At 62.6% G+C, this 20,510-nt stretch carries 18 protein-coding genes; 12 read left to right on the top strand and 6 right to left on the bottom strand.

Annotated elements, in window-relative coordinates:
• The first annotated feature begins 36 nt into the window (after nt 1-36).
• The 6 genes from RTS12_RS11625 to RTS12_RS11600 all read left to right on the top strand — a co-directional run bounded on the left by RTS12_RS11625 (nt 37) and on the right by RTS12_RS11600 (nt 7,591).
• Complete coding sequence (locus RTS12_RS11625) at nt 37-1,407, top strand: YcjX family protein (protein ID WP_312528635.1); 1,371 nt, start codon at nt 37-39, stop codon at nt 1,405-1,407.
• Between the two features lie 10 nt (nt 1,408-1,417).
• Nucleotides 1,418-2,674, top strand: a complete 1,257-nt coding sequence (locus RTS12_RS11620) for a TIGR01620 family protein (RefSeq protein WP_312528633.1) — start codon at nt 1,418-1,420, stop codon at nt 2,672-2,674.
• Between the two features lie 466 nt (nt 2,675-3,140).
• The gene (gene pbpC / locus RTS12_RS11615; RefSeq protein WP_312528631.1) at nt 3,141-5,210 is read left to right on the top strand and encodes a penicillin-binding protein 1C; all 2,070 of its coding nucleotides are present in this window, start codon (nt 3,141-3,143) and stop codon (nt 5,208-5,210) included.
• 67 nt (nt 5,211-5,277) lie between these two features.
• The gene (gene arfB / locus RTS12_RS11610; RefSeq protein WP_312528629.1) at nt 5,278-5,712 is read left to right on the top strand and encodes an alternative ribosome rescue aminoacyl-tRNA hydrolase ArfB; all 435 of its coding nucleotides are present in this window, start codon (nt 5,278-5,280) and stop codon (nt 5,710-5,712) included.
• A complete protein-coding gene (locus tag RTS12_RS11605; RefSeq protein ID WP_312528628.1) occupies nt 5,709-6,182 on the top strand; it encodes an NUDIX hydrolase in 474 nt (157 codons plus the stop codon). The genes arfB and RTS12_RS11605 overlap by 4 nt, the downstream gene beginning before the upstream one ends.
• Complete coding sequence (locus RTS12_RS11600; protein ID WP_312528626.1) at nt 6,179-7,591, top strand: inorganic phosphate transporter; 1,413 nt, start codon at nt 6,179-6,181, stop codon at nt 7,589-7,591. The genes RTS12_RS11605 and RTS12_RS11600 overlap by 4 nt, the downstream gene beginning before the upstream one ends.
• 46 nt (nt 7,592-7,637) lie before the next feature.
• On the opposite strand, the gene RTS12_RS11595 is transcribed toward RTS12_RS11600, so the two are convergent.
• The gene (locus RTS12_RS11595) at nt 7,638-9,299 is read right to left on the bottom strand and encodes a thiamine pyrophosphate-binding protein (protein ID WP_312528624.1); all 1,662 of its coding nucleotides are present in this window, start codon (nt 9,297-9,299) and stop codon (nt 7,638-7,640) included.
• Nucleotides 9,300-9,542: 243 nt separating this feature from the next.
• On the opposite strand from RTS12_RS11595, the gene smpB reads away from it, so the two are divergent.
• The 3 genes from smpB to RTS12_RS11580 all read left to right on the top strand — a co-directional run bounded on the left by smpB (nt 9,543) and on the right by RTS12_RS11580 (nt 12,126).
• Nucleotides 9,543-10,022, top strand: a complete 480-nt coding sequence (smpB, locus tag RTS12_RS11590; protein WP_312528620.1) for an SsrA-binding protein SmpB — start codon at nt 9,543-9,545, stop codon at nt 10,020-10,022.
• A 68-nt stretch (nt 10,023-10,090) separates the two neighbouring features.
• A complete protein-coding gene (sseA, locus tag RTS12_RS11585; RefSeq protein WP_312528618.1) occupies nt 10,091-10,942 on the top strand; it encodes a 3-mercaptopyruvate sulfurtransferase in 852 nt (283 codons plus the stop codon).
• Nucleotides 10,942-12,126, top strand: coding sequence for an amino acid aminotransferase (locus RTS12_RS11580; protein ID WP_312528647.1), 1,185 nt, complete (start codon nt 10,942-10,944; stop codon nt 12,124-12,126). Before sseA ends, RTS12_RS11580 begins: the two co-directional genes overlap by 1 nt.
• 93 nt (nt 12,127-12,219) lie before the next feature.
• Here RTS12_RS11580 and RTS12_RS11575 read toward each other — a convergent pair whose 3' ends face one another.
• The 3 genes from RTS12_RS11575 to ubiA all read right to left on the bottom strand — a co-directional run bounded on the left by RTS12_RS11575 (nt 12,220) and on the right by ubiA (nt 16,547).
• Nucleotides 12,220-12,552 (bottom strand): hypothetical protein, encoded by a 333-nt coding sequence (locus tag RTS12_RS11575; RefSeq protein WP_312528616.1) that lies wholly within the window; start codon nt 12,550-12,552, stop codon nt 12,220-12,222.
• 45 nt (nt 12,553-12,597) lie between these two features.
• Nucleotides 12,598-15,537, bottom strand: a complete 2,940-nt coding sequence (locus RTS12_RS11570; RefSeq protein WP_312528614.1) for an OmpA family protein — start codon at nt 15,535-15,537, stop codon at nt 12,598-12,600.
• 62 nt (nt 15,538-15,599) lie between these two features.
• Nucleotides 15,600-16,547, bottom strand: coding sequence for a 4-hydroxybenzoate octaprenyltransferase (gene ubiA / locus RTS12_RS11565; protein ID WP_312528612.1), 948 nt, complete (start codon nt 16,545-16,547; stop codon nt 15,600-15,602).
• A 12-nt stretch (nt 16,548-16,559) separates the two neighbouring features.
• Here ubiA and RTS12_RS11560 point away from each other — a divergent pair, with 12 nt between their 5' ends.
• A complete protein-coding gene (locus RTS12_RS11560) occupies nt 16,560-17,279 on the top strand; it encodes a 16S rRNA (uracil(1498)-N(3))-methyltransferase (protein WP_312528610.1) in 720 nt (239 codons plus the stop codon).
• A gap of 233 nt (nt 17,280-17,512) precedes the next feature.
• On the top strand, nt 17,513-17,707 hold the full coding sequence (locus RTS12_RS11555; protein WP_312528609.1) for a DUF1127 domain-containing protein: 195 nt from the start codon (nt 17,513-17,515) through the stop codon (nt 17,705-17,707).
• Nucleotides 17,708-17,980: 273 nt separating this feature from the next.
• Here the strand turns inward: RTS12_RS11555 and RTS12_RS11550 are convergent, their stop codons facing one another.
• Nucleotides 17,981-18,850, bottom strand: coding sequence for a 50S ribosomal protein L11 methyltransferase (locus RTS12_RS11550; protein WP_312528607.1), 870 nt, complete (start codon nt 18,848-18,850; stop codon nt 17,981-17,983).
• Nucleotides 18,850-19,434, bottom strand: a complete 585-nt coding sequence (msrA, locus tag RTS12_RS11545) for a peptide-methionine (S)-S-oxide reductase MsrA (RefSeq protein WP_312528605.1) — start codon at nt 19,432-19,434, stop codon at nt 18,850-18,852. The genes RTS12_RS11550 and msrA overlap by 1 nt, the downstream gene beginning before the upstream one ends.
• Before the next feature lie 145 nt (nt 19,435-19,579).
• On the opposite strand from msrA, the gene RTS12_RS11540 reads away from it, so the two are divergent.
• Nucleotides 19,580-20,510: P1 family peptidase (locus RTS12_RS11540; protein WP_312528603.1), on the top strand; the 931-nt coding region annotated here is incomplete at its 3' end.

The raw sequence follows: 20,510 nt of genomic DNA, 5'->3' as shown, positions 1-20,510 counted from the left end.
GTTAGCAGCTACAATCAGTTAGCCGATGAGGGTGTGATGGGGATTGCCGATGATCTGATGCAGGGCCTTGGCCTATCCGACCCGGTGCTGCGGATCGGCGTCACGGGCCTGTCGCGGGCGGGCAAGACGGTGTTCATCACCTCGCTGGTTGCCAATCTGCTGGATCGAGGCCGCATGCCGGGGCTGCGCGCGGCCTCGGATGGCACGATCAAGGCCGCATGGCTGCAACCCCAGCCCGATGACACTATCCCCCGCTTCGAATTCGAGCGCCACCTGGCTGCCATGACCGGTGCCGAGCCCCATTGGCCCGAAGGCACGCGCCATGTCAGCGAAATGCGGCTGTCGCTGCGGGTTCAACCCCGTGGGCTGATTGCTGGGATGCGGGGGCAGCAAAATCTGCATCTGGATATTATCGATTATCCCGGCGAATGGCTGCTGGATCTGCGGCTGATGGATAAAAGCTTTGCCGAATGGTCGGCCGAGGTGCTGGACCGCATGGAGGGCCGCCCTCGCGACAGCGATTACTTTGCCTTGGTCAGCGCGCTTGGCTCGGGCAATGACTTCTCGGAAGAGATCGCCCAAAGACTTGCGACCGGCTATACCGACCACCTGCGGGCTGCGCGGGCGGCGGGTTGGTCCGATTGCACACCGGGTCGCTTTCTGATGCCCGGCGAGATGGCCGGATCGCCTGCCCTGACCTTTTCACCGCTGCCGCGCGAATATGAAGGCGGCGCGGTCTATCGTGAATTTGCCCGCCGCTATGCCGCCTATAAATCTCGTGTCGTCAAACCCTTCTTTCGCGATCACTTCGCGCGGCTGGATCGACAGGTGGTGCTGATGGATGTTCTGGGCGCAATTCACGCGGGCCCCCGCGCGGTCGAGGATATGCGCCGCGCCATGGCCGATATTCTGTCGGCCTTTCGCCCGGGTCGCTCGGGCTGGCTGTCACAGCTGTTGGGCACGCGCCGGGTCGAGCGTATTCTTTTCGCCGCGACCAAGGCCGATCACCTGAACCATGTCCAGCACCCGCGCCTAACCAATATCGTCTCGGCCATGCTGCGCGAGGCGCGCGACCGCGCCGATTTCGCCGGTGCCCGCACCGAGGCTATGTCGATCGCGGCACTGCGCTGTACCACCGAGGAAATCATCACCCAGAACGGCGAAGAGCTACCAGCGGTGCGCGGTCGCCTGATGGATGGCAGGCAGGCCGCATTCTATCCCGGTGAATTGCCGCTGAACCCGGCTGAATTGCTGAACCCCGCGATGCAGGGGGCAAGCGATTGGCTGGACAGCGATTATGCGATCATGGATCTGGCGCCCGCGCCCAACACCTTGCGGCCGGGCGATGGGCCGCCCCATATCCGCATGGACCGCGCAGCAGAATTCCTGATCGGCGACCGCATTTAAGGGTAGCAGCATGAGTGACGACACCCCAAAACGCCGCCGACCGGTGCTGATTGAAATGGATGACACCGCCCCGCGATCATCAAAGGCACCGCAGGCGGATGCCACGGCCCACGATCCCCTTGGCGCCAACCCAAACCCGCGGCGCGCCAAGCCGGTCTTGCAGGCCCAAGACGCAGAAACCGCCGCGCCACAGGGCATGGCCGGGCAAAATGACGACGGCTTTTATGATGACCGCCACCGCCGCCCGCCCAGCCCCGACTCTTTGGGTCAGGGCTTGGGCCTGCCCTCGCCTGCAGATGCGCCGCTGATTGACGACGGCGGCTATGGCCAGCCACAGCCGCGCACCATGCGCCTTGTCTCGCGCATCATCGGCGGCGGCCCCTCGCGGCTGACGCGGTTTTTCATCAATACCGGTGTGGCGCTTTTCACCTTTCTGCTGTCGGTGGCCGCGATGCGGTTCATCTCGAACCTGCTGACCAGCTATCCGGTGCTGGGCTGGGTGGGCGTGGCGCTGTTTGCGCTGTTTGCGATCGCGGCCCTGCTGATGGCATGGCGCGAATATCGCGCCTGGCATCGCTTTGCCAAAATCGACCAGGTGAACCGCCAGGCCGTTGCCGCGCTGGAAACCGGCGATCTGATTGCGGCCAAAAAGGTCGTCCACCACCTGTCGGGCCTTTACGCCAACCGCCCCGAGCTGCAAGGCGGCCGCAAATATCTGCTCGAGCGTCAGGAGGATTCCTTTGACGCTGAAAGCCTGCTGGCACTGGCCGAGACCCAGCTTCTGGCCGATCTAGACCAGCAAGCCCGCCGCGAGATCGAGGCCGCAGCACGCACCGTCGCCGCAGCCACCGCGCTGATCCCATTGGCTTTGGCCGATGTGATCGCGGCATTGGCGGCCAATTTGCGGATGATCCGGCGCATGGCTGAAATCTATGGCGGGCGCGCGGGCGCGGTCGGCGGCTGGCGCCTTGCACGCACCGTCATGACCCATCTTGTCGCCACAGGCGCAGTCGCGGCAGGCGACGATCTGATCCACACCGTGGCTGGCGGCGGCCTTTTGGCCAAAGTCAGCAAACGTTTTGGCGAAGGCGTCGTGAACGGCGCCTTGACCGCCCGCGTGGGGGTCGCCGCGATGGAGGTCTGCCGTCCCTTGCCATTCATCCACCAGCGCCGCCCACGGGTCGGCAATCTGATCTCGCGCGGGCTTAAGGGACTTTTTGGCGATGACACCCCCGAGCCAAACCGCGCCCGCCGCCCCGACGAATAGCAACGGCCCCGATGCGAGTGGCCCCAATGCGGCGCGGCGCGATTTGGCTCGGGTCGGATGCGGGTGGGTCGGATACGGGCGGCGCGGATATTTAAGGCGCGGATATGTAAGGCGCGCCTGCCTTGCCAGATGCATCACGAATACGCGCTTTGGCACTGCGCCGCGCATCGTGCGAACGCACAGACGAAAGCCCAGTCTGTCGGCTGGACTGAAAATCGGGCGAATGGTCGGGCAGACCGGTGGGCAGGCGGGTGTGCAGACCGGCGGACGAGCACCTTGTCTTGCCTGAACCGAATCGAGCCAGTTGCCGCGCGACAGCCGATGCCCCCTCAACCCATCCGAACCGCCCGCGATCATGACCCGATAGCTCGCCGGGATCTGCCCACCAGATTATGATCGCAATCGCCATGAAAAGCCGCGCTGGTGCCTGTTGTCGCCGCAAAGGCCACGCTAGTCTTGCGCGACAATGAACCGACGCACCCCCTTTTCCTCACGAGCCGTCTCTGGGCTGATCTTCACACTGGCGGCCGTGCTGGTGATGGGGGCCGCTTTGCGTGACCGGCTGGACGCATGGGTCGATCAGACCGAACTGCCCCTGCTCGAGGTTCCCGTGGGTACCGAGGTTCTGGCCCGTGACGGCACACTTTTGCGCGCCTTTCAGGTAGCCGATGGGCGCTGGCGGTTGGCGCCGGGTCCGGTTGATCCTTTGCTGATCGACATGCTGACCGCATGGGAGGATCGGCGTTTCAGCAGTCACAATGGCGTTGATGCCCGCGCGATGCTGCGCGCCACGCTTCAATCCGTGCGTCATGGTCGTGTCGTCTCAGGGGGCTCGACGCTGACGATGCAGGTCGCGCGCCTGTTGGAAGAGGGCACCACCGGGCAGTGGCATGGCAAATTTCGCCAAATGCGGCTGGCCCTTGCCCTTGAGCGACAGCTGACCAAAACGCAGATCATGGACCTATATCTGCGCCTTGCCCCCTATGGCGCCAATGTCGAGGGGGTGCGCGCGGCCTCGCTTTTGTGGTTCGGCAAAGAACCGCGCCGTCTGACGCCCGCACAGGCGGCCCTTCTGGTGGCCTTACCGCAATCGCCCGAACGCCGCCGCCCTGATCGCCACCCCGATGTCGCCAAAGCTGCGCGTGACCGCGTGCTTGCCTTGGCGGCCCAACGCGGGGTGATCTCGCAATCAGATGCCCAGGCCGCCATGGCCGAGCCGGTTCCCACAACCCGTCGCGCCTTTCCCGCAGTGGCCCCGCTGCTGGCGGCACGCCTTGCGCGCGCCCATCCCGGCGCAGCCCGGATTGAGACGACCATCGATCCGCGCCTGCAACGGCGCGCCGAAAGCCTGCTGAACCGCGCGGCCCGTGCGCAGGGCGAAAGGGTCTCGGCCGCGGTCGTGCTGGCAGATCACCGCAATGGCGAAATCCTGGCCGAGGTCGGAACGGGGGAATGGGCCGCTGACCAATCTGCGGGCTTTGTCGATATGACGCAGGCCGTGCGATCGCCGGGATCGACGCTTAAGCCCTTTATCTATGGGCTGGCATTCGATGACGGCATCGCCCACCCCGAGACCCTGATCGAGGATCGGCCCACGGCCTTTGGCCTGTGGCAACCGCAGAATTTCGACAATAAATTTCGCGGCACGGTTTCGATGCGTCAGGCGCTGATCTGGTCGCTGAATATTCCCGTCGTCAAACTGGCCGAGGCGGTTGGCCCGGTGCGCATTACCCAGACCCTAGAGCGCGGCGGCATCCACTTGCGTCTGCCGGGAACGGCACCCGGCCTTGCCATCACCCTAGGCGGGGCGGGCGTCACGCTAGAGGAGCTGGCCACAGGCTATGGTGCGCTGGCGCGCGGCGGCAAGGGCATCGCGTTTTCGGCTGTGACCGGGGGCGCTAAGCCCTTGGAAACGCCGATGTTTGGCCCGGTCGCCGCTTGGCAGGTAACCCATATTCTGGCGCAATCCGTTCCGCCCACGGGCAGCACGGCGGGCCGGGTGGCCTGGAAAACCGGCACCTCCTATGGCAACCGCGATGCCTTGGCCGTGGGCTATAACGGGGCCTATGTGGTGGCCGTCTGGATGGGGCGGCCCGATGGAACCCCGGTGCCCGGCGCCTTTGGCGGGGAACTGGCCGCGCCAGTCCTGTTCGACCTTTTCGACATCCTGCCCGATGTCGCCCTGCCACCCCCGCCGCCGCAGACGCTGACCCTGCCCAATGCCGCCCTGCCCCTGCCGCTGCGCCGCTTCGCCCCCGCAGGCGAGGTCAGCGCCATTGCCGCAAGGCCCGCCAGCCCCGATGCCCTGCGCCTGACCTTTCCACCCGACGGGGCAGAAATGGACAGCCAAGGCCCGATCAGCGCCAAAGCGCGCGGTGGACGCGGCCCTTATACCTTCTTGCTGAATGGGGCACCCGCGGCCACAGCAGTGGGCCAGCCTAGCGCAATTCTCGCAAATCCGGGTCCGGGATTTGCACGTATAACGGTCATTGATGCCGATGGACTATCCGCAACTGCCTCGATCCGGTTGCATTGAATGGGCAAATTCGGCAATCGGATCAGATTAACCTTTTATTCGCTAAATTTCGCTACATATTCCCATCATGTTACAAATTGATGATCAAACCACCATTCAGGAATGGGAGCTGTCCGAACAGTTCACCCGATCTCAGGGACCGGGCGGACAAAACGTGAATAAAGTCGAAACCGCGGTCGAATTGCGTTTCGAGGCAGAGCGCTCTCCGAACCTTAGTCCGGCAGTGAAAAACCGGCTGCGTCGGCTGGCGGGGCGGCGTTGGACGCAGGATGGTGCGATCATCATCCTGGCGCAAGAAACCCGCTCGCAATTGCGCAACCGCGAATTGGCGCGCGAGCGTCTGGCCGAGCTGATCCGCGAGGCGTTGAAGGCGCCCAAGCGGCGCATTGCCACACGCCCCACCCTTGGCAGCCAACGTCGCAGGCTGGCTGGCAAGACCCTGCGCGGTCAGGTCAAGAATTTGCGCGGGCGCGTCGGCCCGGATGGTGACGACGCCTCATGATGGATCTTTTCCGCGAAAAGCTGGGCCGGATTCTGGGTCGTCGTCCGGCATCTTTGCAGGTCGCAGCCCTTTGCATCGATCCCCAAACCATGAAGGTCTTGCTGATCACCTCGCGTGGGACAGGACGCTGGATCGTGCCCAAAGGCTGGCCGATGGAGGGACGCTCACTGGGCGAAGCAGCTGCACAAGAAGCATGGGAAGAAGCGGGCGTGCGCGGCAGATTGATCGAGCGTGAAAGCGGGCGTTATCATTACGACAAGCAACAAGATCGCGGCTTTGCCATTCCGATCGAGGTGCGCGTTTTCACGATCGAAGTCAGTGAACTTTGCAAAAAATTCCCCGAGGCAGACCAACGCCGCCGCGAATGGTTCTCGCCCAGCGAGGCAGCCGAGCTGGTTGATGAAACCGGGCTGAAAACGATACTGCGCAAGCTTGCTGTACCGCAGGAACGCGATAGCCTGCACAGATGAGCAAGACAAACCGCGACTTTCGCATTCTGGATAAAGACCTTGGGCGCATTTCCAACGCCGAGGCCGCCAGTATTGAATCCTTTCGCCCCGTCATCCGGCTGGGGATCGGCCTGCTGTTCGTGGCGATGGCAGCGCTGATCTCATTCGGGGCATTTGGCGACCACCCGGCCTTGGGCATCATCGTCGCGGGGGTCGCGGTCTCGGCCTATCTTGCGCTGTCCATTGGCGCCAACGATGTCGCGAACTCGTTGGGGCCTGCGGTCGGCGCGGGCGCGATTGGCATGACCACTGGCCTGGTGCTGGTTGGCATCTTGCAGATCGCGGGCGCGGTCTTGGCGGGCGATCAGGTCGCGGGGCGGCTTGCAGATGGAATCGTGCTGCCCGGAATTGGTGATTACAGCTCGGCACGGGTGATGCTTGCGGCCCTGTTGGCTGCGGCAAGCTGGATCAGCCTGGCCACCTGGGCTGGCGCACCGGTCAGCACCACCCATACCATTGTCGGCGCCATCGCCGGGGCGGGCATTGCGACCCATGGCTGGGGGGCGGTGAACTGGCCAGGCATGGCAACCATCGCCCTTGGCTGGATGATCTCGCCGCTTTGTGCGGGGTTGATCGCGGCTGCATTGATGGCGCTGCTGCGCCGACATATCCTTGATACCCCCGACAAGCTGGCATCGGCGCGGCGCCTTTTGCCCTTTGCCATTGCAATCATGGCAGCACTCTTTGTGCTGAATGTGATGCTTGTCAGCCTGCGGCTGGACCCGTCACTGTCGCTGATTTTTGCCGCCATTCTGGGTGGGCTTGGATTTTGGCATGCAAGGCGCGCAATCGACCTGCAAATTGCAGCCCAAGCCAGCCCCCGCGCGGCGATGAAGGTGATCTTTTCGCTTCCTTTGGCCCTGTCGGCGCTGATGATGGGCTTTGCCCACGGCTCGAATGATGCGGCCAATGTCACGGCCCCCTTGGGTGCTGTGCTGCGCGCGGCCGAAGGGCCGGTCGAAGCCATGGCCTCTTGGACACCGCTGCTGGCCGGGCTGGGAATTGCTGCGGGCGCCATGCTGTTTGGGCGCCGGCTGGTGCATATGGTCGGCAGTCGCATCACCAAGCTGAACTCGGCGCGCGCCTTTTGCGTCTCGCTTGCGACGGTGATCACGGTGCTTGCTGCCTCGGCGGTCGGTTTGCCGGTCTCGACCACCCATGTCGCTGTCGGCGGCGTTTTCGGCATCGGCTTTTACCGCGAATGGCGCGACAGCCGCCGCCAGCGCAAATCCGAGCTGCTGCCGATCGAGGAAAACCGCCGCCGCCATCTGGTGCGCCGCTCGCATGTGCGCACGATCTTTGGCGCTTGGCTGATCTCGGCACCCGCTGCGGGGCTTTTGGGAGCGCTTTGCGCTTGGGCAGTCAGATAAACAGCCCCAGCGCCAAGCCTTGTTTCGCGGCGCGGCTGAAACCGATCTAGGCGCGCGAAGCACCCGCCTCACCCATGGCACGGGTCTGTGCCAAGGTGGCGCCAGTCGTCAAAGCCTCGGGATCAAGCGTCAGTTCGAGGATGGCCAGACAGCCAGCGGCCTGCGCCCGGGCAAAAGCCGCAGGGAAATCACTGTCCTGCGCAACTTTTTCGCCATAGCCGCCATAAGCGCGCGCAAGCGCGGCGAAATCGGGATTGGCCAGATCCGTACCCGAGACGCGGCCCGGATAATTTCGCTCTTGATGCATGCGGATCGTGCCATATCGCCCATTATTGGCAACAATAACGATCACCGCGGCCCCATATTGCGCCGCAGTCGACAGCTCATTCACCGTCATCTGCAAACAACCGTCTCCGGCCATACAGATGACCGTCTGATCTGGGCGCGCGATCTTGGCCGCAATTGCGGCAGGCAATCCATATCCCATCGAACCAGAGGTCGGCGCCAACTGCGTTCCAAACCGCCGGAAACGGTAATAGCGGTGAACAAAAGCCGCATAGTTTCCCGCCCCGTTCGTGATGATCGCATCATCAGGCAGATTGTCCGAAAGCCAGGTCACGACCGATTCCATGCGGATGGCGCCGGGCGTGGCCTTGGGTTGCTGCCAAGCCTCATATTGGCGACGCAGCCCCGCGGTCCATTCGCCCCACTGGCGCGGCGCTGGCAACTGGGCCAAGGCGGCGACAACCGCGCGCGGATCCGCCACCAACCCCGGATCGGGTTGCCACAGATGACCCAACTCATCTGGCGCAGGGTGGACATGGATCACCCGCGCATGTGGGCGCAGCGGGTTCATCAGCTCATAACCGCGCGTCAGCGTATCGCCCAGCCGCGTTCCCAAGGCCAAAATGCAATCCGCCCCCTCAAGCGCCTGCCCCAGCGCCGGGTTCATGCCAACGCCAAGATCGCCGATATAGCTGGGATGGGCATTGTCGATATGGCCTTGCCGGCGAAAGGGCACGGCAACCGGAACGCCCCAATTGCTGGCAAAACGTGCCAGATCATCGGCCGCCTGCTGCGACCACAGACTGCCGCCGGGGATAACCAAAGGGCGCTGCGACTGGGCCAAGGCGCTTGCAATCGAGGCGATGGCATCCGGTGCCACCTGGGTCAGGCGCGGCCGGGCAGCGGGCAGATCTGCGACCTCGGCACGGGCAGACAGCATATCCTCAGGCAGGGCCAGCACCACCGGGCCGGGTCGTCCTGACATCGCGATCTGAAAGGCGCGCGACAGATATTCGGGCAAACGCTCGGTCTGATCGACCTCGGCCACCCATTTCGCGATCCCCCCGAAAAAGGCGCGGTAATCAACTTCTTGAAAGGCCTCGCGATCCCGATCGCCCCGGGCGATCTGACCCACGAACAAAATCATCGGTGTCGAATCCTGCCGTGCGACATGGACGCCAGAACTGGCATTGGCCGCGCCCGGACCACGGGTGACAAAGGCAATGCCGGGGGTGCCGGTCAACTTGGCATGGGCCTCGGCCATCATGGCCGCGCCCCCCTCGTGACGGCAGACGATATTTTCGATCCCTGATTGATACAGCCCATCCAGCACCGCCAGAAAGCTTTCTCCGGGCACAGAAAAGACCCGCTCGACACCGTTGTCTTTCAAGGCCTGTACAAGAATCTGCCCACCATGCCGCATGTTTTATTCCCCCTGCTATGCGCCGAAGGCTAGCCACCGACAGGCCCGGCTGACAAGCGCCCCCACCATCTGCGCGCCGTTTTTTCGCCCATTTCGGCCCTGCACACGGCGCGGTGTGGTCTGACATTGCGGCAAGATCTGCGTCAGCGCCCCTGCAAGATCGCCCCAGCAAAGCCGATGTCGATCCCCAAGCACTGCCAGCACCTTTACAGAAGCCACGCCGGGCCCTATTTCGAAGGCATCATGGCCACAAAATCTGACCCCAATTACAAGATCATCGCCGAAAATCGTCGCGCACGTTTCGATTACTTCATCGAAAGCGACCTTGAGGTGGGCATTATCCTGACCGGCTCCGAGGTGAAAAGCCTGCGGACCGGGCAATCGAATATTGCCGAAAGTTATGCCTCGGTCGAGCAAAACGAGCTGTGGCTGATCAACAGCTATATCGCGGCCTATAAGCAGGCAGGCGTTTTCGGCCATGAAGAGCGCCGTCGCCGCAAGCTGTTGGTTTCACGCAAGGAACTGTCCAGACTCTGGCAGGCGATTGGCCGTGAGGGCATGACGCTGGTTCCATTGGTGATGTATTTCAACGATCGTGGCATCGTGAAGCTGAAGATCGGCATCGCCAAGGGCAAGAAGGTCGCCGACAAGCGCGAGACCTCGGCCAAGCGCGATTGGGGCCGTCAGAAACAACGCCTGTTGAAGCAAGGCGCACGCGATTAAGCTTTTCATTGCAGCGCCCCGTCATGGCGGTTACATCGTGCATGGCTTGTTTAGCGGGGGAAATGCGCATGTCCGACGATCCGAAGACTTTGGTTTCGACTGATTGGCTGGCCGCGCATCTGAATGATCCGGATTTGCGCATCATCGATGCCAGCTGGCACATGGACCCCAGCCGCAATGCCAAGGCCGAATATGACGCGGCCCATATTCCCGGCGCGCGTTTTTTCGACATTGACGAGATCGCCGATCATCGCAGCCTGCTGCCCCACATGGCCCCTCCGGTCGAGAAATTCGTCAGCCGGATGCGTGCGATGGGAATCGGCGACGGTCATCAGGTCGTGATCTATAACAGTGCCGGCATGCCCTCGGCGCCGCGCGTGTGGTGGACCTTCCGCCTGATGGGCAAGACCGATGTTGCGGTGCTGGACGGTGGCCTTGCAAAATGGCAGGCCGAGGGCCGCCCCGTCGAGGATATGGCCCCCACCCTGCGCGATCGCCACATGACGGTTCAGCGTCAGGCAGGGCTGGTGCGCGATGTCACGCAGGTCGCAGCTGCTTCGAAGCTGCGCGATCACGAAATCATCGATGCCCGCGCCGCCGAGCGTTTTCGTGGCGAGGCCGCCGAGCCGCGGCCGGGCCTGCGTTCGGGCCACATTCCCGGTGCCAAGAACGTGCCCTTTGGTCAGGTCTATAACCCCGATGGCACGATGAAATCCCCAGCCGAACTGAAGGCGGTCTTTGAGGCGGCAGGCGTCGATCTGACGAAGCCCGCCATCACCACCTGCGGCTCGGGGGTCACGGCGGCCGTTCTGTTTCTGGCGCTCGAGCGCATGGGGCACCGCAACAATTCGCTTTACGACGGAAGCTGGGCCGAATGGGGCAGCTTTCCGGACCTGAAAATCGCAACCGGAGACGCATGATGCTGTCGAATCTGAAACCCCAAGATCCCGATAAAATTCTGGCCCTGATGGGCGAGTTCAAGGCCGATACCCGTCAGGGCAAGATCGATCTTGGCGTGGGCGTTTACAAAGATCCGACCGGCCACACGCCGATCATGCGCGCCGTCAAGGCCGCCGAAAAGCGCCTGCTCGAGACCGAGACCTCGAAAAGCTATACCGTGCTTGCGGGCGAGCCTGCATACCGCGAAGCCATGGCCAAGATGATCCTTGGCGATCTGTACAAGCCCGAGCTGACGGCAACTTTGGCCACGGTCGGTGGCACCGGCGCGCTGCGTCAGGGCTTTGAGCTGGCACGGATGGGCAGCCCCGAGATGCGGGTGTTTTATTCGGACCCGACCTGGCCGAACCATCTGTCGATCCTGAAATGGATGGGCGTGGAAACCATCCCCTATCGCTATTTCGACAATGAATCCCGTGGGGTGAATTTCGAGGGGATGAAGGCCGATCTGGCTCAGGCCAAGCCGGGCGACGTGGTTTTGCTGCATGGCTGCTGTCATAACCCGACCGGCGCCAACCTGACCGTCGCGCAGTGGAAAGAGATTGCCGCCGTCATCGCCAAAACCGGCGCAACCCCGATGATCGACCTGGCCTATCAGGGCTTTGGCGATGGTCTTGAGGAAGACGCGCAAGGCACGCGCATCATCGTGGAAAGCTTCCCCGAAGTTCTGATCGCCGCCTCGTGCAGCAAGAACTTTGGCATTTACCGCGAGCGTTCGGGCGTGCTGCTGGCCATCACCACCGATGGAAAATCGCGCGATCTGACGCAGGGCGCGATGGCGTTCCTGAACCGCCAGACCTTCTCGTTCCCGCCCGATCATGGCGCACGCATCGTCACCACGATCCTGACCGATGAGACATTGTCTGCCGATTGGAAAGCCGAGCTAGAGGCCGTGCGCAATGGCATGTTGCGCATCCGCGCCAACCTGGCGGCCGAGCTGCGCAACCTGTCGGGTTCGAACCGTTTCGACTTTATCGAGCAGCACCGCGGCATGTTCTCGCGCCTTGGTGCCACGCCCGAGCAGGTCAAGATGATCAAGGACGAATTTGCCATCTATCTGGTGGGTGATTCGCGCCTGAACATCGCTGGTCTGAATGACGAATCCGTTCCGATCCTGGCGCGCGCCATCATTGACGCAGGCGTTTAAGCCCATCTTTACACTAAACAAAAAGGCCCGCGTCATGCGGGCCTTTTTCATGCGGCAGAGGGTATCGGCAGGGATATACCGGCCCCGATCCCCTTAGCGGTTTCGCGACAGTTTACGCTCGATATAGTCGCGCAATTCCTCGATCTCGGTGCGGCTGTCGTGCAGCCCATCCATCGCGGCGCGCAATTCGCTTGCGGTAAAGGACAGCCGCTCGGTCAGTTCGGCCTCGCGGGTTTCCAGTTCGGCCACAGCCTTGTCACGCTCTTGTTCGGTCTCATGCAGCTTTTGCGACAGCCGCTCGACCTCGTCCATCTCGGTCGAGCTGACACGGCTGAAACGGCTCAGCAGCGCACTGACGCACCATCCCAAAAGGAATACGCCAAACAGGATGATCGCAGTGGCAAAGATGAATTGGGTACGGTCCATGATGCTCGTCGGATGAAGGGCGGCCGGTCTGCCCGCCAAGGATCGTTATTTCTGCGGGCGCGGCTGCGGACGTGGGGTGGCATCGACCAAAGGCTGCGTCATCACGCTAACGCTTTCTCCGATCGCCGCCAATCCCAGGCTTGCGGCAGCAGCGGTCAGTTGCCCCCAATCGACAGCAGCCCCCGGCGCAAGAGCCGCGCTGGTCGCGGTAGCAGCGCCAGAGGCTGGGTCGCTGCCCGCACCTGCGGGTGCAGCTTCAGCCACAGCTTGCAAGGCAGCATCCGTGCCTTGTGAAGCAGCGGGGGCTTTGGTGTCGTTGCTGGGCTGCTCGGCGTTAACGACAACACTGGCGGTCAAAGAAGCCCCAGAAACCGCGGCCGCGACATCACCCGTCGCAGCTGCCTGGTCCTGAGAGCCCTCAGGCTTCACGCTATCGCCTTGCCCCGCCAAGGGGGCTGCCACCGTTGCCGCATCAGATGCAGTCGCGGTGCCAGACACAGCGGGCTGTGCAGCTTGCGGCGGGTTTGCCGTCGGGTCTGTCGTCGGGGTCTCGGCTGGCATTGCTGCCCCGGCTTCGCCCTGACCTGCAACATCTTGTTGCGGCTGGCCCTGCCCCGATTGTTCGTCATTGGCCGCAGCAGCCGCGGTCTTGTTCGTGGCTGTCGCGTCCTGCCCCGTCTCGACTTGTCCGCTCTCAGCCTGACCTGACTGAGCCTGAGCCGTCGCATCCTGACCGGTCGCGTCCTGAGCCGCTTCGGCCCCATTGGCGTCGTCGCCTTCGAAGCCACCGCCGTCAAAGGGCATCTCATCGGCGCCCAGATGGCCCATTTGGGCCAGCTCATCGACCAGAATCGTCGCCATCATCTCGGCGTAATCGCGCAAGGCATCACCAACGACCAGCGGCTCGGTTGCGGGCGTGGCATCGTTTGGCTGGGCAGGCACGGCGCTGTCTTGCGGCAGTGAGCCGGTTGCGGTCGCTTCGCCGTGGCTGTGGCTGTCGCCTTGACCCTCGCCGTCGCCGTCCGCAGGCAGCGAGGCCTGATCGCTTTCGGGCAATTGTGGGCCCTGCATCTCGCCGGGGTCAGGATCGGTGGTCACGCCCGAGACGGTTTTCAGCGCAGTGCCCGGCTCGGCCTGAACCGGCGCATCGGCCAAACGCGTGAATTCGATCCGCCGATTGGCCTCGCGGCCCGCATCTGTATCATTATCGGCGATCGGCATGCTTTCGCCGTAACCGCGCGCGCTGATCAGCGTCGTATCGATCCCGGCCTTGGTCATCGCCTCAAGCACGGCCTGCGCGCGTTTGCGCGACAATTCGGCGTTGAAAGCCTCAGAGCCCTGCGCATCCGTGTGTCCGCCGATTTCGATGCGGAAATCCGTGCAATTGGTCAGTGCTTCCTTAAGACGCTCCAGCGTTGGCGTCGGATCCCCGGCGATCACGGATTTATTCGGCTCGAATCCGATCAGTGATTCGCGCATCACCAGATTAAGCCGGTCCACACATTCCGCCCCACTTGGCAAACCAAGCAGCGGGTCGAGGCGGCGGTCATAGCGGATCGCCAATTCGTAATTCGCCCCCGCCCCCAGACGCTCGGCCAAATGTGTTGCCGCCAGATCCGAGGCCGTCTGATCGCCCGAGATCCCGGTGATGCGGATCAGATCGGGGCTGACATGGGCCGTACCATTGGATAGCCCGGCCATCGCCTCTAGCGCGGCGATAACGCGCACCGTCCAGCCGCTTGGAACCTGATCGTCAAGACGAAGCGCGCTGTCGATCTGGCCAAAGCGGGATCGGGCAAAGCTTTCGACCGCATCACGCATGCGCTGATCGGTGATGCGACCGCGCAAGACCACGCTGCCGCCATCGGTCGAGACAGCCGAGAAATCCGCAGGCCCCTGCTCGGCCCCGCCTTTGGCAATGGTTGCGGTCAGGGTGTAAAGCGGGGGCAAGGCGGCCTGCGCACGTGCGACGACCTCGTCATATTTGCCTTGCTGGGTATCGGCGGGCGCCTGAAGCGCCACATCCGTGCCCGAAAGCGTGACCTGACCGCCGCCGAATGCGCCAATGGCATCAATGGCCGCAACCGCAGCCGCGCTCCAATCTTTCGAGGGGACGCCAAGACCAAGCTGGCAATTGGCCTGCCCCTTAAGGCCGGCTTTGGCGGCTGCTGCAAGGATTTGCTCACGTGCGGCTTCGGTGTCGGCGGCACAGGCGTCAAACCGCGTCCCGTCCTGATCTTTGACAAAGCGCAGGGTAAAGGGCGAAATCACCGGACGCGGCGCCGAGATATTCATCTGAAGCGCGACATTGGCAGGCTTGGCCCGCTTCAACGCCAACTCAAGCGCGGCCTTGGCCTCGCGCGAGTCGGTGATTGCCGTGACCGTGACCTGACCCGGCGCGATCGAGACCTTGCCACGCTCGGCCAGCTCGGCGGCGCGCAGGCCAAAACCAAAGGCTGCGTCCCAATTGTCCGGCACGGCATAATCGGCGGTTTCCAAAAGATCGGTCACACGCGCCGTTCCCGTGGCCTTTTGCAAGGACTTGGTCACGCTTTCGCGCTCGAGCCCCGCAGGCACCAGCCCAATGATCGAGATGCCCTCGTCATTGCGCAGCAGCTCGACCTCGAAATCGGGGGCGGTGATGACAGCGGGGGCCGCAACCTCTAGGTCATCAATGATGCGGCCGGCCTCGACGGCACCTTCGGCCAAAAGGATCGCCCGATAGCGATCCACCTCGGACGGCGCGGTACCGCGGAGGTGCACCTTCAGGCCGTCCACCTTGACCTCGGCCCAGTCATAGCCCTGAGCGATCAGCGCATCATGGGCATCCTGGCTGAGGCGCGCTTCTAAGAAGCCTACGGCGGCGGTTGCGGCATAGGCCGACAATCCCCCTGCAGCAGCCAGCGCCAGAACTGTGGCAACGCTGCGCGTCGTGCGCGAGCGGCGACGTTTCTGGGGGCTTTTGTGCAGTGTTTTGTCGGGCATCAGGCAAACCTATGGGCTGTTTCCGATCAGCGCGACTTAGACCTTCAGCGGCGATTTCGCAATCACAGCAGCCCGGCCAAGCCCAAAAGGACAGCGAAAAACAGCCCAGCATCCCGGTTCGAGCGGAAAAGCTTCAGGCAAAGCGGCGTGTCAAATTGATCAAACCGCCAAAGCTGCCAGCATAAATGTGCAGCGAATCCTATGACTCCGACCCAAGCAAAGGTTGCAGCCCAGCCTGTCGGACCAGCCGCCATCACCGCGCAAGCCATCAAGATCACAGTTGCGACAGCAAAGCCCATCAACCAGCGCGGAGAATCGTCACCAAAGAAGCGTGCGGTCGATTTCACGCCAATCAGAACGTCATCCTCGACGTCTTGATGGGCATAGATCGTGTCGTAAAAGACCGTCCAGCAGATCCCCGCGATCCAGGCCAGAACCGGCGCCGGCGCCAGCCCGCCCGTATGCGCCGCCCAGGCCAGCAAGACGCCCCAGTTAAAGGCAATGCCCAAAAAGACCTGAGGCCACCAGGTGAAGCGCTTGGCGAAGGGATAGACCGCAACCGGCACCAGCGAGATCACCCCCATGATGATCGCCGCACGGCCAAGCGTCAGCAAGATCACCAGCCCGATCAGGCATTGCAAGATCATCCACAGAACCGCCCCGCGCACCGAGACCTGCCCCGAAGGGATGGGCCGCAATCGGGTGCGCGCAACACTGCCGTCAATATGACGGTCGGTAATGTCATTCCAGGTGCAGCCCGCCCCCCGCATCACGAAAGCCCCGATGGTGCAGGCCAGGATGATCCATAGATCGAACCAGATCGGCCCGGTCGCGATCATGGCCAGCCCGACCCCAAAAAAGCACGGCAGCAACAAAAGCCATGTCCCGATGGGCCGATCCGCGCGCGACAGCCTTAGCCAAGGACGCAGATAATCTGGTGCGTAGCGATCGACCCAATTGTCCGCAGGTGCATCTGCGACGGCCTCTGGTATCGGGCGGGTAGTCTGCATTAGGTTGCCCCCATGGCAAAAATCAGGCTGTTCATAGATCACCCGCTTACCTCTGGACAAGGGATCCCCTTGAACCCGGATCAAGCACATTATCTTCATGGCGTCATGCGGCAAGGTCCGGGTGACGAGATTCTGGTCTTTAACGGCCGGGATGGCGAATGGCTGACCCGGATCGAACGGATCGGCAAGCGCAACGGCGAGTTGATCGCTGTTGGCCCGAATGCGCCGCAGCGCAATCCGCCCGATCTGTGGCTGATCTTTGCGCCGATCAAAAAGACCCGCACCGATTTCATCGTCGAGAAAGCGGCCGAGCTGGGCTGTGCGCGCATCCTTCCGGTTCAGACCGAGCGCACCAATTCCGAACGCATCCGTCAGGACCGCCTGCAAGCCCATGCGGTCGAAGCCGCCGAGCAATGTGGTGGCACCTTTGTCCCCGAGGTCACCGATCTGACCCCATTGGCGCGCCTTCTGTCCAACTGGGACCCGATTCGCCGGATTCTTTGGGCGGATGAGGCTCTGGCCGGGCCTTCGGCCACGCTTTCCGCCCTGCCCGAAGGCCCTTGGGCGATTCTGATCGGCCCTGAGGGGGGCTGGTCTGATGCCGAACGGCAACAGTTGCGTGCCCATGACTGTGTCACCCCCCTTAGCCTTGGTCCAAGGATCTTGCGCGCCGATACCGCTGCGGTTGCGGCCATTACCCTGTGGCAGAGCCATTTAGGCGATTGGCGCTAGGCGTGACCCCACGTCACAGACATATTGGAATACTGCAGCGCAGAATTTGGCAACAATCTTGCCCTGCTCTCGCAAAAGAGAGCAGGTAAAAGTTTAATGAATTCGGTACCTTATGCAGCCCGCGCATAGCTGACTTGCCCAAGCTGGCCTAGTCGAAACAGAACGCCCGATCTATATCACCAGCATCGAACAACCGCCCAAACATCGGGCACTTTACAAACATAGGTGAGATAATGTCGGCAATTGACACGAACCGCGTCCTCGGCGGGACGCGCCAAGCTGGTTTTGTTTCGAAACTCGTAGCTGCCGTTTCCGAATGGAACGACGCACGTGTGACGCGCAACGCGCTGAACCGTCTGACGGATCGCGAACTCGATGATATCGGGCTGATCCGCGGCGATATCGACCGGGTTGCTGCTCGTCGCTGATCGCAGCAGAGCAAAACCATCTTGCGAGAACGGCCCCCCCGGCACAAACCGGATGGGGCCTTTTTCTTGTCCAAAGACCCGTTTGCAACCGCGAGGCCCGTACAGCGGTATCCTGGGCAGGACATCGATGCGGGGGCGATCACGCAAGCGCGAAAGGTAGCGGGTCCACGCCAAGCGCCGCCCCGGGATTTGCCTAAAAATCCGGCACAAAAAAGGCAGGGCTTTTGGCCCTGCCCTGCGCATTCATAAGACGCTGGTTCCCAACGCAGGCGTTCAGCTGCGCGTCAGCACCAAAACGGACCATTCTGCCAGATCATCGCGACGATCCAGGGTGAAATGGCAGCTTTCATAAGCCGCAATCACCTCGGGGGCCTGGGTCGTCAAAATGCCCGAAAGGATCGCCTTGCCGCCCGGCGCGATATAGCGCGCCATATCCGGGGCCAGATCGATCAAGGGTTGCTTCAGGATGTTGGCGAAAACCAGATCATAGGGGGCCGCGCCTTCCAGCAGCGGATGATCAAAGCCCACGGCCTCGACACATTCAACGCGGCCAGCCAGACCATTGGCGATCACGTTGGCCTTGGCCGTATCGACCGCGACCGGGTCGATATCGCCCGCGGCGACCACGACCGGAAAGACGCGCGCCGCAGCCATAGCCAAAACGGCCGTGCCTGCGCCGATATCCGCGATCCGCTCAAAGGTCTTGCCCTCATTGACCAGCCGGTCCAACGCCAAAAGACAGCCCTTTGTGGTGTTGTGGTGCCCGGTGCCAAAGGCCATTGCCGCCTCGATCAACAGGGCTTCGGCATCCTCTGGCACGCTTTCGGCATCATGGCTGCCGTAAACGAAAAAGCGACCCGCCTCGACCGGGGTCAGCTCGCGTTTCACATGGGCGACCCAGTCGACATCAGGAACCTCGGACAGAACGAAGGGCTCGGCATCATGGGCCAGCGCCAAAAGCATCAGCGCGATCTCATCGGGTTCTTCGGTGAAATACAGCCCGATCTCCCAGCGATCCGAGCCGTCCTCGATCTCGAAAACGCCGGTGCCGACCGGCTCGGGGGTCAGGCCTTCAGCCTGCTCTACGATGGCCTCGGCCTTTTCGCGGCCAAGCGTGTGGGAAAGTGCGGTCCAGGTTGCCATCAGATCTGCTCATATCCTTCGATTTGCGACGCTTTCACGCCCGTACCACGCAGACCGCAATAGCCGTCCGGGTAACGGTCGAGATATTGCTGATGATCATCTTCGGCCAGCCAGAATGTGCTGGCAGGCAGAATTTCCGTGGTTATTTTTGGAAAACCATCGACAGCAAGTCGGTTATCGTAATCAATCTTCGAGGCCTCGGCCAGCACGCGCTGATGTTCGGTCGTATACATGATCAGCGAGCGGTACTGATCGCCGACATCATTGCCCTGCCGATTGCCCTGGGTCGGATTATGATTTTCCCAGAAAATCTTCAGCAATTGCTCGGTCGAGACGCGCGAGCTGTCATAGACGACGCGAACCACCTCGGCATGTCCGGTCTGGCCGGTGCAGACCTGCTTATAGGTCGGATTGTCGACGCTGCCGCCGGCAAAGCCGACAGAGGTCATATAGACCCCCTCAATTTGCCAAAACAGGCGCTCGACACCCCAATAGCATCCCATTCCGAACAGGATCTGGTCAAATCCCTGCGGCACAGGAGCATCAATCGGGCGGCCGAATATCCGGTGGATCGGGGCTGTCATTTTAGCAAATCCTTTCAGCTTTCTTAAGAAATAGGTAGGTGCTGAGCCTGTCTTGTGCAACGCCAGAAGCGGCCCTGAGGTTGCGCACAGCCCTTGCATCGCGCCATCGGGCCAGACAATCTGCCCCGGCAACTGCGAGGATCTGATGCGACAAGGCCCGAAGAACCTGATTACCGATGTCCCCGGCCTGCGCGTGGGCAATGCCCATGACCTGCATCTGCGCTCGGGCAGTACGGTTTTGACTGCCGATCGGCCCTTTCGTGCGGCGGTCAATGTCATGGGCGGATCACCGGGCACGCGCGAGACGGATCTTTTGGCCCCCGACAAGCTGGTCGACGATATTGACGCCTTGGTGCTTTCGGGCGGCTCGGCCTTCGGGCTGGATGCTTGCTCGGGCGTGGCGGCCGCTTTGCGCGCCCAAGGTCGCGGCTTTGCGGTTGGCCCGGTACAGGTGCCGATTGTTCCCGGTGCCATCGTCTTTGACCTGCTCAATGGCGGCGATAAATCCTGGGAGGACAACCCCTATCCCGCGCTGGGACGCGCCGCGTTTCACGCGGCATCTTCGCATTTTGCAATCGGCAGCGCGGGTGCGGGGCTGGGTGCGATGACCGGCAATTGGAAGGGCGGATTGGGCTCTGCCTCGGCGGTGCTGGCGGATGGCACAACGGTTGGGGCGCTGGTTGTGGTGAATGCTCTGGGCTCGGTCACCGCGCCGTCAGGACAGTTCTGGGCAGCCCCTTGGGAGTTGGATCAGGAATTTGGCGGCCTGGGCCTTGGTGGCCCCTTTCATCCGGGCACCGAGCCTGCCCCCCTCAAGCAACTGGGCGAGGCCACGACGATTGCGATTGTTGCCACCGACGCCGATCTGGACAAGGCCGGGCTTTACCGGATGGCGACGGCCGCCCATGACGGCATGGCGCGCGCGATCGTGCCTTCACATACGCCAATCGACGGCGATCTGGTCTTTGCCGTCTCGACCCGGGAACGCAAGATCACCGATCCCATGCCACAGGCCTTTCGGCTGGGCCATGCTGCGGCATCGGTGCTGGCAAGGGCGATTGCACGGGCGGTCTATG

It is taken from the genome of Paracoccus sp. (in: a-proteobacteria) (genome assembly GCF_032007265.1).
In the GTDB taxonomy this organism is placed as follows: domain Bacteria; phylum Pseudomonadota; class Alphaproteobacteria; order Rhodobacterales; family Rhodobacteraceae; genus Paracoccus.
The sequence above is the reverse complement of the archived record's forward strand: the minus strand, read 5'-3'. Positions and strand labels throughout refer to the sequence as shown.